The 16,636-nt window shown below is 64.1% G+C and carries 13 protein-coding genes; 7 read left to right on the forward strand and 6 right to left on the reverse strand.

What is annotated here, in order from left to right; all coding sequences use genetic code 11:
- Positions 1–10: 10 nt before the first annotated feature.
- The 4 genes from BRADO_RS32505 to BRADO_RS32520 form a co-directional block, all read right to left on the reverse strand.
- Positions 11–2,809, reverse strand: coding sequence for a hybrid sensor histidine kinase/response regulator (locus tag BRADO_RS32505; protein ID WP_012030451.1), 2,799 nt, complete (start codon positions 2,807–2,809; stop codon positions 11–13).
- 249 nt (positions 2,810–3,058) lie between these two features.
- Entirely contained in the window at positions 3,059–3,454 is a 396-nt protein-coding gene (gene flbT / locus BRADO_RS32510) for a flagellar biosynthesis repressor FlbT (RefSeq protein ID WP_041757231.1), read from the reverse strand.
- Between the two features lie 210 nt (positions 3,455–3,664).
- On the reverse strand, positions 3,665–5,212 hold the full coding sequence (locus BRADO_RS32515) for a flagellin (RefSeq protein ID WP_041757935.1): 1,548 nt from the start codon (positions 5,210–5,212) through the stop codon (positions 3,665–3,667).
- Between the two features lie 281 nt (positions 5,213–5,493).
- Positions 5,494–6,228, reverse strand: a complete 735-nt coding sequence (locus BRADO_RS32520; protein WP_041757232.1) for a histidine kinase dimerization/phospho-acceptor domain-containing protein — start codon at positions 6,226–6,228, stop codon at positions 5,494–5,496.
- Positions 6,229–6,926: 698 nt separating this feature from the next.
- Here BRADO_RS32520 and BRADO_RS32525 point away from each other — a divergent pair.
- From BRADO_RS32525 to BRADO_RS34610, 5 genes are all read left to right on the forward strand, one after another.
- On the forward strand, positions 6,927–7,649 hold the full coding sequence (locus BRADO_RS32525; RefSeq protein ID WP_012030455.1) for a Crp/Fnr family transcriptional regulator: 723 nt from the start codon (positions 6,927–6,929) through the stop codon (positions 7,647–7,649).
- A gap of 236 nt (positions 7,650–7,885) precedes the next feature.
- Positions 7,886–8,275 (forward strand): response regulator, encoded by a 390-nt coding sequence (locus BRADO_RS32530; protein ID WP_006614400.1) that lies wholly within the window; start codon positions 7,886–7,888, stop codon positions 8,273–8,275.
- Between the two features lie 221 nt (positions 8,276–8,496).
- Positions 8,497–8,910: a response regulator gene (locus BRADO_RS32535; protein WP_012030456.1), complete on the forward strand. Its 414-nt coding sequence runs from the start codon at positions 8,497–8,499 to the stop codon at positions 8,908–8,910.
- 6 nt (positions 8,911–8,916) lie between these two features.
- Entirely contained in the window at positions 8,917–11,469 is a 2,553-nt protein-coding gene (locus tag BRADO_RS32540; RefSeq protein WP_012030457.1) for a hybrid sensor histidine kinase/response regulator, read from the forward strand.
- 238 nt (positions 11,470–11,707) lie between these two features.
- Positions 11,708–11,953, forward strand: coding sequence for a hypothetical protein (locus BRADO_RS34610; protein ID WP_012030458.1), 246 nt, complete (start codon positions 11,708–11,710; stop codon positions 11,951–11,953).
- Positions 11,954–12,081: 128 nt separating this feature from the next.
- Here the strand turns inward: BRADO_RS34610 and BRADO_RS32545 are convergent, their stop codons facing one another.
- Positions 12,082–12,681, reverse strand: coding sequence for a response regulator transcription factor (locus tag BRADO_RS32545; protein ID WP_012030459.1), 600 nt, complete (start codon positions 12,679–12,681; stop codon positions 12,082–12,084).
- Between the two features lie 308 nt (positions 12,682–12,989).
- Here BRADO_RS32545 and BRADO_RS32550 point away from each other — a divergent pair, with 308 nt between their 5' ends.
- Both BRADO_RS32550 and BRADO_RS32555 read left to right on the forward strand, forming a co-directional pair.
- Positions 12,990–14,138: a hypothetical protein gene (locus BRADO_RS32550; protein WP_012030460.1), complete on the forward strand. Its 1,149-nt coding sequence runs from the start codon at positions 12,990–12,992 to the stop codon at positions 14,136–14,138.
- A gap of 267 nt (positions 14,139–14,405) precedes the next feature.
- On the forward strand, positions 14,406–14,825 hold the full coding sequence (locus BRADO_RS32555; RefSeq protein ID WP_041757937.1) for a hypothetical protein: 420 nt from the start codon (positions 14,406–14,408) through the stop codon (positions 14,823–14,825).
- Between the two features lie 58 nt (positions 14,826–14,883).
- Here BRADO_RS32555 and ipdC read toward each other — a convergent pair whose 3' ends face one another.
- Positions 14,884–16,521 carry an indolepyruvate/phenylpyruvate decarboxylase gene (ipdC, locus tag BRADO_RS32560; protein ID WP_012030463.1) on the reverse strand — a complete coding sequence of 546 codons (1,638 nt, stop codon included), beginning with the start codon at positions 16,519–16,521 and terminating at the stop codon, positions 14,884–14,886.
- Positions 16,522–16,636: the final 115 nt, after the last annotated feature.

The raw sequence follows: 16,636 nt of genomic DNA on the forward strand, positions 1-16,636 counted from the left end.
CGTCTCCGTATTACGCTGCCCGCCGATTGGCTTCGGCACGCGCCCGTTCCTCGATCTGCTCCTTCATCGCCGCGATCAGACCGGGACGGTCGAACTTGGCGATGTAGTCATAGAGACCGGCCTGACGGCCGCGCTCGATCGCCGCCGGCGACACCAGCGACGACACTGCGATGACCGGCAGGTGATGCAGGTTCTGGTCGGCGCGGATGGTCTCGGCGAACTCGAAGCCGTTCATCTCCGGCATCTCGATGTCGGTGACGACGATGTCGAAGGTGTGCCCGGAGCGCAGCGTCGCGAGGCCCTCGATCGCGGAGGCCGCGGTGCGCACCTTGTAGCCGGCCGACTTCAGCACCGGCGCCAGCATGTTGCGGAAGAACGGCGAGTCGTCGACCAGCAGCACCGACTGCGTCTGCGCTTCGGTGGCCATCTCCTTGCGGATGAACCAGTCGGCGAAGGCCATCGGCAGGAAGTGGCCGACGTCGATCACCTCGGTGGCCTGGCCCTTGATCACGGCCGAGCCGAGGATGCCGTCCTTGGCGCCGGACACCTGGATGTTGAGCCGCTCCTCGACGATGTCGATGATCTCGTCGACCACGAGGCCCATCGCGCGGGTCTCGTCGGCGAACACCAGGATCGGCTGCGATCCCGTGGTCTGCACCGACACGCCTTCCATCTGCACCAGCGGCATCAGCTGATCGCGGTACTGCACCATGTAGCGGCCGTTACTGATCTCGATCTTGTCGGCCGCGATCTCCTCGAGACGCGTGACCAGCGCCAGCGGCACCGCCTTGGGCTGCGCCGTGCCGGCGCGGAACACCAGGAGCGAGGTGAGCTGCTCGCCGCCGATGATGTGATGCGAGGCATGCTCGTCGGCCACCGCCTGCGAGGCGGTGCCGGCGGCGCCGAGCGCCTTGGCGATGCCGTTCGGATCGATGATCATGATCACAGCGCCGTCGCCCAGGATGGTGTTGCCCGAGAACATGTCGATGTGACGCAGCTTGGTCGACATCGGCTTGACCACGATTTCCTCGGTGTGGAACACGCAGTCGACCACGATGCCGAAGGTCTGGTTGCCGACCTGCGTCACCACGATGAAGCCGTTCTCCGGATCGGTCGACGAGCCGTCATCGATCTTGAGCAGCTTCTTCAGGTGCATCAGCGGCAAGAGCTTGTTGCGCAGGCGCAAGACGGCCGTGTCCTTGATGCGCTCGATGCGGTGCTCGGAGTTGGCGCGCGCACGCACCAGCTCGACGACCGACAGCTGCGGGATCGCGAAGCGGTCGCCGCCGGCCTCGACGATCAGCGCCGAGACGATGGCGAGCGTCAGCGGGATCTTGATGGTGACCGAGGTGCCCTCGCCGGCGACCGACTTGATGTCGATGGTGCCGCCGATCTGGTCGATATTGGTGCGCACCACGTCCATGCCGACGCCGCGGCCGGACACCGAGGTGACGGCGGCCGCCGTCGAGAAGCCCGGCTCGAAGATGAACTTGTGGATCTGCGCTTCCGTCATCTTCTCGAGCTCGGCCTCGGTGACGAGACCGTTCGCCAGGGCCTTGGCCTTGATGCGCTCGGTGTTGAGACCGCGGCCGTTGTCGGCGATGCAGATGATGATGTGGCCGCCTTCATGATAGGCGGAGAGGCGGATGGTGCCCTGCTCGGCCTTGCCGCTCGCGGCGCGCTCGGCCATCGTCTCGAGGCCGTGATCGGCGGAGTTGCGCACCATGTGGGTGAGCGGGTCCTTGATCAGGTCGAGCACCTGGCGGTCGAGCTCGGTGTCGGCGCCGTGCATCTCGAGCTCGATCTGCTTGCCGAGTTCGGTCGCGAGGTCGCGGACGATGCGCGGCAGCTTCTGCCAGGCATTGCCGATCGGCTGCATGCGCGTCTTCATGACGCCCTCCTGCAGCTCGGCGGTGACGTTGGAGAGGCGCTGCAGCGGCACCTTGAACTCGGTGTCCTCGTTGCGGCGGGCGATCTCCAGGAGCTGGTTGCGCGTCAGCACGAGCTCCGAGACCATCGTCATCAGATGCTCGAGCGTATCGACATTGACGCGGATCGACTGGTTGGCGACCTTGTCGTTCTCGTGCACCTCGCCATCGGCATTGGCCTTCGGCCGCGCCGCCTTCTTCGGCTCGGCCTTGGCCTCAGCCTTTGGCGCAGCCGCCTTCGGCTCGGCGGCCTTCGGTTCGGGCTTCGGCTCCGGCGCCTTCTCATGCGCGGGCGGGGTCTCGATCGCGGTCTCGCGGAAGGCGCGCTCGAGCTCGTCGAGCGACACCTCGCCCGGACGCAGCGGACGCTCCAGGGTCTGATCGATCAGCTTGCCCTGGGTCACCGCAGGCGCCGGCGGCGGCGCGGCGGGCGCTGCGGGCACCAGCGGCGGCGCGGCCTCGCCGGCTGTCGCGATCGGCTCAGCCGACGCGGACATCGCCGCCATGCCGCGCTCGACCATTGCCTCGAGCTCGCTGATCAGGTCGCGGTCCTCGCCCTCGGGCTCGGACTCATTGGCTTCGAGCTGCGCCAGCAGGTCCTTGATGCGGTCGATGGTGGTGAGGATCAGCGTGACGGCCTCGCCGGTCACCGGCATGCCGTCGCGGAATTTGCCCATCAGGGTCTCGGCGGCGTGCGCCAGCGCCTCGAGCCGCGGCAGGCCCAGGAAGCCGCAGGTCCCCTTGATCGTGTGCACCAGCCGGAAGATGTTATCCAGGATCTTGGCGTTGTTCGGCTCCTGCTCGAACCGCACCAACTGATTGTCGACGGTATCCAGGCTCTCGCTGGTCTCCGTCAGGAACTCACGCAACAGATCATCCATGAAACTGGCCTTCCAAGAGGTGGCGTTGCGATCGCAGGCGACCGCTGATCCTGTCAGAGCGATGGTCGGTCCGGTGGCTTCACCAAGACGCGCGGATCGAATCCGCCCGTCGCTCGGCTCGACGGACTTTCCTTGCTGCGATCGTTAGGCCTGGCTTTTATCCGTCCCGTTAATTTTAATGTCCGTGCTAATACGGAACCGCGGTCTGGATCCGCGATCCAAGCAGATCGGCGGCAGGCCGCGCGCAGGTCAGGGCCCCACCTCGGCGGGGGCGATGGCCGGGCTTTCGCACTGGATCAGCGCCCGGATCTCCTTCAAGGCCTTGTAGAGCGCCCCGGCCGCGACATGGCGGTCCACGGCCTCGGCCAGGCTTGCGACGGCGGGCGTCGCCTCGCGTAGCTCATTCATGCAGGCCAGATAGGACGCGCGATAGCGGATCGCGTCGTTCTTCAGATACATGGTCTGGACGCAGAGATAGAGGCGTTTCGCCGGCGTATCCGCGGTTTCGGCAGTGACCGTATCGCGCTCGCGCAGGATCGGAACATCGCCTTCGACGATGAAGCGGGCACGCGTGTTGGAATTGACGATGACGGTGTCGCCGATCACGATCCGCTCGAACGGCTTCAGCTCGACCCGCAGGGGCATGGCCCTGGTCTCCTCTCGGCAGTCTCCTTTCGGGAGCCGCACCGCCGGTGGACGGCGTCAGTCGAGATGAGGCCGTCTTCGCGCTCGCATCCCACGCCTGCTCGCGAGAGGCCTCGACTTCGAACGAGACCGGCGTGATCCCGGATCTTCTAGCCGAAAACGGCGGGGACCAGCCCCGCCGCCTTCGATGGTGTTGATGTCGCCGGAGCCTTAGCGCAGCAGCTGCAGCACGCTGGCCTGCGACTGGTTGGCGAGCGACAGCGCGGACACAGCGATCGACTGGCGGGTCGACAGCGCCTGGCTGTTGGCCGCTTCCTCGTTGGTGTCGGCGAGCGTCAGGTTCGACGAGCCGGTCTGCAGCACGTTGATCAGATTCTTGTTGAAGTCCTGACGGACCTGCACGACCGAGAGGTTCGAACCCAGCGTCGAGGCCTCGTCCCGCAGCGTCGAGCTCGCGGTGTTGAGTACCTTGATGACCTTGTTCGCCGAGTTGTTGTCGAGGAAGTCGGTGCCCGAGGTCAGCGTCGAGAGGCCGAGGCCCGCCGAGTTGAACGTGACACCAGTGATCGACAGCGTCGACTTGCCGGTCTCGTTGAAGGTCAGCTTCAGCGTGTCGCCGTTCAGCAGGTTGATGCCGTTGAACGACGAGTCGGCTGCGGTCGTGTTGATCTGCGCGAGCACGTTGTTGTACTGCGAGACCAGGTTCGCCCGCTGCGTCTGCGCGGTCGAGTCCGCCACCGGAGCCGCCGCAGTCAGGCCGTTGAAGGACTGGCTGGAGGCCGCCGCCGTACCACCGATCGTGCCGATCGTGGCCGAAGCCGCGTCGTTCGTGGTGGTGATGGTGATCTTGCCGGTGGACGAGTCGACCGTCGCCTGCAGATTGTTGGCTGCGAGCTTCGCGTTGAGGTCGTTCAGCGACTTGACCTGCCCTGTCCCTAGTCCGAACGTGATGCTGGTCGCCGTGCCACCTGCTGTGGCGCCGACTGTCAGCGTCTGTCCCGACAGGCCGTCACCCACCGCGCTCAATCCGAGCTTGGCCAAGGTGCCGCTGCTGCCCGAGAGCGTCAATCCTGCCGCCGGAGGCGTCAGGGTGATCGCGCCCGCGGAGACCGAGCCGGTCACGCCGGTCGCCGTCTGGATCGTCGACAGCAGGTTGCTGACGGTGTCGCCGATGCCGATGTTGGTGCCCGAGGAGGACGTGCCGGTCACGAAGGTGAAGGTCGTGCCGTTGACGACCAGCGTCTCACCGGAGGTGATGCCGGTGGCCAGGTCGTTCGACGACGAGCCCGAGGTGCCCGACAGCTTGGTCGAACCGGTGATCGCCGACGAGGTCGTCGCGTCGTTCTGCACGACAGAGCCGGTCACCGCCGTCGAGCTGGAACCCAGCAGATCGGTGGCCGTTGCGCCGCTCAGAGCCGCCGAGGTCACGCTCGACTTGGTGGAGTAGCCCACCGCGCTCTGCAGAACCTGGTTGGCGATCGACTTGGCGCTGTCGACGAGCTTCTGCAGCGAGGTGATACCGGTGTTGGCGGCCTGCAGCACCTGCACGCCGTTGCCGATGCCATCGAGCAGATTGGAGATGTCGGAAGCGCGGTTGTCGAGGCCCTGGGCGGTGAAGAAGTTGGTCGGATTGTCGAGCGCCGAGTTGACCTTCTTGCCCGTGGAGAGGTTGTTCTGCGTGGTGGCGAGGAGCTGAGCCGTCGACTGGAGCGAGAGCAGGTTCTGGCGAACCGACGCAGAGAGTACGATACCTGACATTGTCATTCCCTTCTGGATGAACATGAGTGTTCGCCGAACCGTTCTGTCGGCGATGGGGCAGACTGGTCCTCGGTATCCTACCCGTTCGTTAAACTAGGCCGGGAATGCCGGCGGGCGGGTTCGGCGAGCGCCGTTAATCCTAATTGGCCGCTAATCAATTCCGTTAATTGCAAGAGAATCCGCCAAAATCGCGCGGAAACAGCACGGCGAGCGCGGCCGCGCAAGAGGGCGCCGGTTCCATCATTAGCAACGCGCTAACTATGAGGCGGAAGGCAAGCCGATCAGGCGGGATCGTGCGCCGCGCAGGGAAGAACGATCTCGACGGTCGCCGCCTGGTCCCGCGACTCCGGCAGCGCGAGGCGTCCGTTCGAACGCCTGACGAAATCCTCCACCATTCGGATGTCCTGAAAAACAGAACCCGTCCGCAACACCTCTTCGTCATGCGCCGACGCCCGGAGCACGATCATCACATCGCGATCGGAAACATCTTCGGCCGGCGAGCCCTGTCTCATTGCCGCGATGTCGATCCTGCCCCCGCTTTTCATGCCGTTGCGCGCAGCGATTCCAAGGCAGAGCAGCGCAGCCATCAGTTGACCGGGATCGACGAACACGGCGGGCACGTTCGAGTCCACCGTCGTCGTGATCTCGACGTCCGTTCCGAGAGTCGGCCGGAGCAGCCGGCCGACATCGGTCAACAGTTCGGCCAGCCCTACGGCGCAAGGACGCGGCGGCCGCCCGCGCGCGAATGACAACAGTTGTGACGTCAGTCGTGCGCCGCGGGTCGCCGCTTCGTCGATCAGGCGAGCGACAGCCGCGAGCTCGGGACGGTCTTCGACGGCTTCGGCGAGAATGTCGATGGTGCCGGTGATGACGGTGAGGATGTTGTTGAAGTCGTGCAGCAGGCCACCGGCGACTTGTCCAACGATCGCCAAGCCCGGATTCACGTCTTGCGTCGACGGCTCTGCAACCGCTTTGAGTGACGACGGGTCGGCATCGTGATGATGAGGAAGCGCCATGAGTCCTGAGATACCTGTTGGAAGAGACACGCCGGTGGTGCCGGGTCACGCCTGTCGACGAATGTTCTTGAGGTGCGCAACGCCGTCGTGATCGCTTGCGTCATCGATCACTGACTTCATTGTGTTCAGCGTCTTTGCTGAGCATCGCGTACGCTGCAGCTGGATGCGACATTAGCCCGATTACCACGCTTGAAGTCTGATCACCTTGCTTGACGATCACAGCGCACCGTTATGGCTGTCGGAGGCGGATTGATGCCACCTCTTCGCAACAAGAGTTGCATCCCGGCGGCAAAGTATCCGTCAACGAATCAGCGCGGTTATTAGCGATTTTGGCTTCAAGATGTCGGCTGTCAATGATAGCCGCCATTACGACGACATTGAGCTCTGACGCCAGCGGACCAGCGGGAAGATCGCAGCGTGCCTTCGATGTCGTTGCACCCTGGAGCTTTTCACCTCTCTAAGAACGCACTTGTATACAGTCTGCGTGCAAGAACCTGAGGACGTCGTGCTGAGGTTCGGCGTCCGCACGACCGGTGCACAACTGCGTGTCTGCACAACAACGAGCACAACAGGAACCAATGAATGTGACTGGGAATCTTCCCTGTTATTTTTCTTGTCAGCAGGTGTGACGCAGTTCTATGGAACCGTGAGTGCATTGAGATCCGAGAGGCTGCGTTACTGCAATGCAGGAGATGGCTTTGGACCCCAGCTTGCGTTCTCCGAACGGCTTCCTGTCGTCGCTTTCCGATGATGACTTCGAGCTGGTCCGCCCCTACCTGCGGACGGTCGATCTCGTGCAAGACTCCGTGCTTGCCGAGGCCGGGGAGAAGCTGCCTCGCATCTACTTCCCTCACCGCGGCGTCATCTCGCTCGTCGTCAATCTCGCGCGCGGCGAACGCGTGCAGGTCGCGATGATCGGACGGGACAGCTTCTTCGGCAGCATGTCTCTGCTCGCCGGCGGCGACCCGATCGTATTGAACAGCGCTGCCGTTCTCGTGCCGGGCTCGGCTTCCATCGTCGATATCGATCGGGTCCGGGCGGCCGCCGAGCAGAGTTCCACCTTCCGTTCGCAAATGCTGCGGCACGCACTCGCCGTTTACGTGCAAAGCCAGCAGACGGCAGGTTGCAACGCCGCCCACACGGTCGAATCCCGGCTCGCGCGCTGCCTTCTGCAGACGCATGACCTCTCTGGCGGCAACAAGCTCTATATCACGCAGGAATCCCTGGCGCAGATGATCGGCGCACGGCGAAACAGCGTGTCACTGGTCGCGAGCACGCTGCAGCAGGCCGACTTCATCCATTACAGCCGGGGCCATATCGAGATCATGGACCTGGAAGGCCTGAAGAAGACGGCTTGCGAATGCTACGGCGCCGTCCGGGGACACTACGAAAAGCTCGTCCGCCCGCGCAGCCTGCCCTGAGCAGGGCTGCAACCCCGACGAGAGATTGCATCAGCTGCCTGCGGCGAGAGGCCCGTATAACTACGGGCCACGGCATGATCCGTGTCGTTGCCCAGGGCGGAATTAACGCGCTGTTCAACGGGCGCTGATAATTGTCGACGTGCTGACGAGCGCGAGTTCCAAGAAGCGTCGAATAATCTTCGTGCTGATATATCTCGCCCGTGTTCGGCTTTTGACGAAACGCGCGGAGTAATGACATGGCCTTTGATCTGTCGATGCCGATCCTGGTGGTCGATGACTATGCCACTATGATTCGGATCATCCGCAACCTGCTGAAGCAGCTCGGATTCGAGAACGTCGACGACGCCAGCGATGGATCGGCCGCGCTCGCCAAGATGCAGGCGAAGAAATATGGTCTGGTGATCTCCGACTGGAACATGGAGCCGATGACCGGCTACGACCTGCTGCGCGAGGTCCGGGCAAGTCCGGAGCTGTCGAAGACGCCGTTCATCATGATCACGGCGGAATCGAAGACCGAGAACGTCATCGCCGCCAAGAAGGCCGGCGTGAGCAACTACATCGTGAAGCCGTTCAACGCGGCAACCCTCAAGACCAAGATGGAAGCGGTCTTCGGCCCCGCCGAATAGCTTTCTCCAGACATTCCTTGCGCGGCGGCCGGACGCGCGTCCGGCCGTTTTCTTGTCGGCAGGAGCCTGCCCGGCCTCTGCTGGACGACCGGTCAGCGTATCGGGGGCTCTCCATCCGTAGTTGTACGGAAACCAAAATTTACGAGGGGGTCAGAGCCGGCCATTAGACAGAAGGCTGCTCACCGACGACCGCGCCGGGCCGGTAACGGGACAGGGACTTCATGCGCAACGAGCTCCTCGTAATCGAAGATGCCGACGTGCATCTCTCCATCCTGCGTAAGATCGCCACCCAGGCCGGCTTCATGACGACGGGTGTCAGTTCGGTCGATGCAGCTTGCGCCATTTTGCAAGACAGGCACTTCGACTGCGTTACGCTGGACCTGTCGCTCGGGGAGCGCTCCGGCACCGAGGTCCTCGACTGCCTCTCCAAGCTGAAGTTCCGCGGGCCCGTGCTGATCATCAGTGCGTCCGAGGACGATGCGCTGGACGCGTCGGTCCGCATCGGGAATTTCCTCGAGCTGCACGTGTATCCGCCCTTCTCCAAGCCGATCAATCTGACGCTGCTGCGCCAGACTCTGAAGCAAATCGCAAACGGTGCCGACAGCCAGAGGCTGGTGAAAGCAACGGGCTGGTAGCAAACGATGAACAACAAGAAGCGTTTTCTGAAAGCGCCTGCTGCGATCGCGCTCATCCTGATCTGCGTCATTGCCGGCAGCAACCTGTTCTTCCTCACCAACCTGCGCGAGAACGCGCTTCAGCATGCCGAGGAAGATCTCAGCCGCCACAGCCTCACGCTGGCCGAGAACGCCGACCGCTCGGTGAAATCCGTCGACCTCGTTCTCACGACCGTGCGTGACTATCTGGCGCGCGGCGGTGCCATCGATGGCGATGGTTACCGCAAGATCGCCTCGGACTATCAGACACATTTGCTGCTCAAGGAGAAGATCGCCGGGCTGCCGCAGATCGATGCGGTGACGCTGATCGACGCCCGGGGCAAGCTCCTCAACTTCTCCCGTTTCTGGCCGATCCCGGACGTGAATGTCTCGGACCGCGACTATTTCAAGGCGCTCAAGGCCGATCCCGCCATGCAGACGGTCCTCAGCACGCCGGTGCAGAATCGCGGCGACGGCACCTGGAACATCTACTTCGCCCGCAGGCTGAACGATGCCAAGGGCGAGTTCATGGGCCTGATGCTCGGCGCGATGTCCGTGCCCTATCTGGAGAACTTCTTCGGCTCGACCTCGCTCGGCCTCGAGGCCGCGGTGTCGCTGATCCGCGAGGACGGCACGCTGCTCGCGCATTTCCCGCCAACCAGCGAGATCGGCAAGCCGACCTCCGGCTTCGGACAGCGTGCTCTGTCCGCCGGCGGGGTGCTGCGCGAGCCGTCGGCGCGCAGCGGCGAGATGCGTCTGCGGGCCGCGAAGATGCTTCCCAACTACCCCGCCATGATCGTGGTGTCGGTGCCGGAGCAGCATGTCCTGACGGCATGGCGCGGGATGGCGACGCTGCTGGTGATCGTCTCGATGGTGAGCGCCCTGGCCGTGGTGGCCGCCGCGGTGCTGATCTCGCGCTGGTGGCAGCGCCATGAGCACCTGATCGAGGCGGCCGAGGCTGCAAACGCGGCGAAGTCGACCTTCGTCGCGATGATGAGCCACGAGATCCGGACGCCGATGAACGCGGTGCTCGGCCTCGCCACGACCTTGCTCGAGACCAATCTCGATCCCGAGCAGCGCCGCTCGGTGGTCGCGATCCATAATGCCGGCGACAATCTGCTCGAGATTCTCAACGATATTCTCGATTTCTCCAAGCTCGAATCCGGCCAGCTCTCACTCGAGGACATCGCGTTCTCCGCCGAAGCGCTGGTTCACAATACGCTGAGCATCATCGGGCCGCGCGCGTCCGCCAAGGATCTGAAGCTGAGAAACGTCAGCGACCCGGCCGTGCCGCCGGCGCTCGTCGGCGACGCCGGCCGCATCCGCCAGATCCTGCTCAATCTCGTCTCCAATGCGGTCAAGTTCACCTCCGCCGGCGAAGTGGTGATCACCACGCGCTGCATCGAGAAGGACCAGGCGAAGGCCACCGTCGAATGGACGGTGACCGATACCGGCATCGGCATCGCCGCAGACAAGATCGGCTCGCTGTTTGCGAACTTCGTGCAGGCCGACAATTCGATCAGCCGGCGCTTCGGCGGCTCGGGGCTGGGACTTGCGATCTGCAAGCGGCTGACCGAGCAGATGGGAGGCGAGATCAACGTCACCTCGACGCTGGGCAAGGGGTCCACGTTCTCGTTCCGCCTGACCTTGCCGATCGCCGAGGCCGTCGCGGTACCCGAGCAGAACGACGACAGCATCTACGCGATGTTGCAGAGCCGGATCGCCGCGTTCGGCCGTCCGCTGCGCGTGCTTGTCGTCGACGACAATCCGACCAACCGGCTGGTCGCGACAAAGATGCTGAAGGATTTCGACATCCAGACCGACACCGCCTGCGACGGCGCCGAGGCCGTCACCGCCGCCAGCCGGTTCAACTATGATCTCATCCTGATGGATGTGCGCATGCCGGAGATGGACGGCTTCCAGGCGACGCGAACCATTCGCGCGCGCGGCGAGCGCCGCTCCAACGTGCCGATCATCGCCTTCACCGCGAACGCCTTCATGGAGGACATCCGCGCCTGCCGTGAAGCGGGGATGAACGATTTCGTGGTCAAGCCCGCGCGCAAGAAGGCGCTGGTGGAAGCTATTCTGCGTGTGCTGCCCGCGCCCGCGCCGGTCATGGAGATGGTGGCATCGGATGTCGCGCCGCTGGCGCCGACCGAGCAGGACGTCAGAGCCGTCGATATCTCCGCGGAATCGGAGGTCGCCCCCGAGCCGGCCCTGGACCGCGAGGCTTATGCGGAGCTGGTTGGCGAGATCGGCGACGCGGCTGCGCAGGAGATCCGCGAGGTGTTCTTCAGCGAAACCGACGCGCGGCTGAAGCTGTTCCGCAAACTGTCGCTCGACGGCGAGCGCGTCAAGATCGGCCGCGAGGCCCATTCGCTCAAGAGCGCGGCCGGCACCTTCGGCTATCGACGGCTGGCGACCTATGCGCTCGCGCTCGAGAGGAGCGCCCCGCGGCTGTCCTCGGCGGAATACAACGAGTTGCTCGACAATATCGACGCCGCCTATACGGCCGCCCGGGCTCAAGAGCTGCAATACTGAGGTTGCGACAGTGAAGCTGCGCCACGTCGGCGTCTTGCGTGAGCAGGCCGAGTGACGCAGCACTTCACCGCCAGCCGAGCCCATCGAAACACCAACGAGACGTTCACGAACGAGATTCGCGCGAGGCGAATTTCATAATCCCTACCAATGGGTTGACGCCGTACTTCTACGGCTCCCGATTTTCACAATCAACTAATCATGAGCTGCGAGACTTGGGGTCACATAGGAGATGTGTCCCATGTTTACATTTGAAACCGCCGACCAGAAGGAAGTCAGGCGTTTCCGAATTGCGCAGTTCAACGGCCGGACTGCGACCGTGAAATCCGGCGGAGCAACCATCACCGGCCATGTCCGCTCGGTCATGGAAAAGGAAGCAAGCGTTCCACCGCGTTGGACGATTACCATCGTCCCCACCCCTCCCAAGGCCCAGGCGCCGCTGCGGCCGGCCTCTCGGGTACGTCCTTTCGCAGAGGACTATTTCTGACACTCCGTCGGCAGGCGTCTGAACCCGTCCGCTTCTATCAATCGGATCGGACGCCTCGCACAGCGACGCGATTCTTCTCTCAGCTCAGGCCGGAGCGCGCCCACAGCGATGGGTGCGCCGGAGTTCGCTCACATCTGACTCAAAAGCGCTGCGCGGACCAGTTCGGCCGTGTTGCGCGCTCCGAGCTTACGCATCGCCTCGGCACGATGGCTCTCGAAAGTGCGCGGGCTGATACCCATCCGCAGGGCGCCTTCCTTGTTCGAATGGCCTTCACTGATCAGCTTGAGAACCTCGCGTTCCCGAGGAGTCAGCGATTTGCTGGAGCCGCCAGAGCGTACCAATGCGTGAACCGGAGCAGCCTCCTGCTCGCGGGCCGTGACCGCGGAAGAGACAGGACCCAGTCGCGCCTGTGCGCCGGCCATCCTGCCGACGAGGGCACAGACGCGTTCGGTCTGCAGCAGCGCGTTGTCGACCACCATCTGGACGTGCCGACGCTCGCCGGGGCTCCGCGCGATCTCGTCGCTGCGCTGCTTGATCTCGCGCATGTAGAGCATCAGCGCCGTCAGCGAGCCGTTGAGCTGGTGCGCCAAGCTCAACGCGTCCTGATGGTCAGAACGCTCCGCCGCCAGCGTGCCTTCGCGGCCAAGCGTGAGGCTGCGGTCGTTAACCTTCGGGTCGGCCGGCGGGCCGGCGCAATCGTCAGAATAGCTGTTGCTGAGCTGTGCCATTGCGCGATCATGGCGCAGCCGCGGCTTTAACATGGTTAATATCAGGCCCCGTAACAGTACGGGATATCGCTGCCAACTCGCGCGGCTGTCGCTATTTTCTCGCCAGGGTTGCAAATTGAGAGGATTAACGCGTGGCTTGGCAAGTCAATTCCCGCCCTCGATCCAAGCGCGAGCAAAGAACTTCGTCGTGCATTGCGACGATTGTTTACCGAAATTAATCCCGCACCAACTGTTTCGTGGTTCGATGCGGCCCGTTCTCGTCCGAGAGACGAGCAGCTGAAATCTTGAGCTGGTAGCCAGACACGACAATGGGACCCGTCGACCGGATCTGGGAATTCCTGCAGCGGTTGTCGCCGTTGACGCGGAGCTGTTTGCTCAGCGAACTCGAGCGGCTTGAGCTCAGCGGAATCGACATGCCCGGCTCGGCCGACCTGCAGGCGCGGCTTCGCGCCGAGATTCGCAATAGCGGCGCCAGCGGCAATCGTACGATCAATCCGTCACGCTACTTCTTCATGCCCGTCGAGCAGTTGCTCATCGACGGCTCGCCGGAACATGCCAATGAGGGGCGCATCGCGCGCGGCTCGCTGACGCCGATCTGGGAATGGATCTCGCGCGATCTGCTGCCGACGATGGCGCGCGACTATAACGCGCAGATGAAGGATCTGATTGCGGCCGACAAGCAGCGCGAGATCCGCCAGGTGGCGAGCGCCTTCCAGACCAAGGTGACGAAGTCGCTCGAAGGCACGTTGGCGCGCGCCGACGGCATCGAGCAGGTCCGAAGCAAGCTCAAGGCCTACACCGCGTCTCCGTCGGTGTTCGATGATGTGGTCAAGCTGATGAAGGCGCTGCGCGCCCGCGAGGAGCTCGCGAAGTTCGCCGACTCGCTGCCGGACCGCATTGCGGAGTTCGACGATCCGCAGGTCAAGAAGATGGTGCTGCTGCTCGATGGCCTGCGCAAGAAGGAGCCGGAAGCCGTGCCCTTCGCGCTGACGCTGGTCGCCAAGCGGCTGAAGGAGCCGTGGCAGGTGATGCGGCTGGCGACCAAGGCGGCACGCTCCAAGAATGTCTCCGACGTCATCACCGCGCCCTACGCCATGACTGTTCCGATGGTGCTCGACCAGCTGGAGGACAAGCGCCTCGCGCTGCGAGTCGCCCTGAAGAACAACCGTGTGGTGACGGCCAAGGAAATCCTGACCAGCATCTACGACATCGAATATGCGATCCAGGTTCGCATCGACCGGATCGAAGAGTCGGAGTGGGGCCAGCGCCTGAACGCGATCATGAGCAACACCGACAATATGGTGCAGGCCGAGATCAAGCGCTTCCCTGACGAGGTCGGCCACGTGCTCGGCTCCAACCGCCTGCGCAGTCACCGCTCGCTCGGCGACCGCCTGACCTACTTCGCGTGGAAGGGTCGGGACGCCATCAAGACGGCGCTGCGCTCGGCGACCGGCTAGTCAGCCGGCGGCAGGCGCGGTTTCGTTGCTCGCAAGAGCGTCAGCCGACTCTCGATCGCAACCATGATGGGCGCTATTGCTGATGCCACGACGACCGTCTGGCGACCATCGCGCGTCCGAGCAGCCGCCTCTCGAAAGCGAATGGCAGGGCACTCTCGCAGCAACCCGGCCGGGTGTGGTCGCCTTCGCAGCAGAGTGAATTGACTGCATATGATACCGTCGATAATGCGAATGAGGTTGTCGAGCGGCGCGGTGACGGAGGCTGACATGAAGGCGGGCAGGATGATTCTGGTGGCGCTGGCCGTGGGATGCGCCGCGCTGACGAGTTCGGGGAGCAAGGCGCAGACCGCGCCTGAGGCGACCACGGCCGCCCCGACGCCTGATAACGCCGTGCTGCTGACCGTCTTCCTCAAGCACGATCAGTCCCGGCCGCTCAGCGAGCTGAATGCGCAACTCGAACGCCAGGGCTTCTACAAGGCTTTCCCGCCGCCGGGGATCGAGGTGGTGAGCTGGTACGTGATGATGGGTGTCGGCCAGGTCGTGACGCTGCGCCTGCCGGCCTCGCGCCTGCGCGAGATCAATCGCATTTTCGAGACCACGGCTTGGGGTGTCTACCGCACGGAGTTCTATCCCACCTATGACTATAAGGCGATCGGCCTCGCCAACCACGAAAAGGCTGGCCCATAGACCAATGGACCGACAGGCGCCGATCGGCGTCTGACAGTCTCCCGATCAGTCATTTGGTTCACGCCTTGGCCATCCGTTCGCGCGCCGATTTGAATCCGGCGACAAAGCGCGCCAGCGTGTCAGATGTCTTGCCCCGCGGCAGCATCACTTCGACCAGCGAAAATTGTCCACGCCGCTGCACCGCGCGCTCCAATGCCGCGACGAGCGCGGCGCGAGTGGCGACGCGCTCGCCGGCGCCGCCGATCGCGTTGGCGACGTCGGCATAATGCCAGTCGTCGAGATCGTTGAAGCGCGATTCCGGCTGGAACACGCGCAGCATCTCCCAGCTGCAATTGTTGAACAGCACGACGATCGGATCGAGCCCGTAGCGGCGGCAATTGCCGAGCTCCCAGCCGGTCATCTGGAAGGCGCCGTCGCCGACCAGGATCAACGGCCGCAGGCCAGTCGCGGCCACGCCGATCCCGGCCGGCACACCGAATCCCATCCCGGCGTAATAGCCGGGCGCCGCCAGCGCGGTGTTGTCGATCTCCATCGCCGTGAACAGGCAGTCGCCGATATCGGAGGTCATCGGCATCCGGCCGTGGCGGTCGAACATGTCGTTGATCGCGGTCGCGATATCCGAAGGCGCGATCGGCTGATCATCGGAGCTCAGTCGGCGCGGATAGGAAGAGCGCTGCCGCGGCGTTCCGGGCTGAGCGGCCCGCGGCGCGGCACGCTGCGCAAGCGCATCGATCAGGTCGCGGAGCGGCATGTCGCGATAGGCATGGTGTCCGATCTGCACCTCGCGGCTGGATGCCAGGATCATGCGGCGCGGATCCGGCGCGCGGTTCGATAGCGCGAAATTGGTGTCGGACAGGATGACGCCCAGCATCAGCACGAGGTCCGCCTCCTCGACCAGTTGCGTGATCGCGGGATTGCCGGCAGCGCCGAGGTAGGTTCCGGCGACGACATCGTCCGCGTTGTCTAGCAGACCACGCCCCATGAAGGTCGTGACCAGCGGCAGGCCAAGCTTGCGGGCAAGTGCGGCGATCTGGTCCTCGACGCCGTAGCGACGGATCTCAACATCCACGACGATCACGGGACGCTGCGCTTGTGCAATGCGCGCGAGGATCTCGTCGACGCATTCGTCGAGCGCCTCCCGGTTCGCCGTTCGCGGCGGCAGCGGCACCACCGCCTCGACCTCGGCATCGACCATGTCGCGCGGGAATTCCAGATAGACCGGCAGCGACATCTCCCTGGCGCTGCGCAGCACGCGGGCGATCTGGGCAGGTGCCGTCGCGGGATCCGACAGCACGGCCTGGTCGCAGGTGATCTCCTTGAAGACCGCAAGCTGGGTGTCGACGGTGCGGGCCTGATGATGCAGCAGGAAGCCGGAAAGGCGCTCGCGCGCGCCGGGCGCACCGGCGATCACGACAACCGGCGAGCGCTCGGCATAGGCGCCGGCGACCGCGTTGACGACATTGAAGGCACCCGCGCCATAGGTCACGACGGCGACACCGAGCCCGCCATGATAGCGCGCGGCCGCATCCGCCGCGAAGCCGACCGCCGGCTCATGGCTGAGCGTGACGCTCGGCAGGATGTTGCTCTCCTCGATGACCCTGAACAGCGGCAGAACGAAATCGCCGGGGATGCCGAAGATCTCGCGCGCGCCATGATCCTTCAGGGCGACGAGCAGCGCATGAGCAAGAGCGGGCATCAGGAGCCTCCGATACAGCGTGGCTTTCCATCCGGTGCTACACGAGGACGCCGCCACTGCCAATCACGAAGCCGCGTGATCCGAAGCCTTGCCGGCATGCCGCTACACGACCAAG

This window comes from Bradyrhizobium sp. ORS 278 (assembly GCF_000026145.1).
Lineage (GTDB): Bacteria > Pseudomonadota > Alphaproteobacteria > Rhizobiales > Xanthobacteraceae > Bradyrhizobium.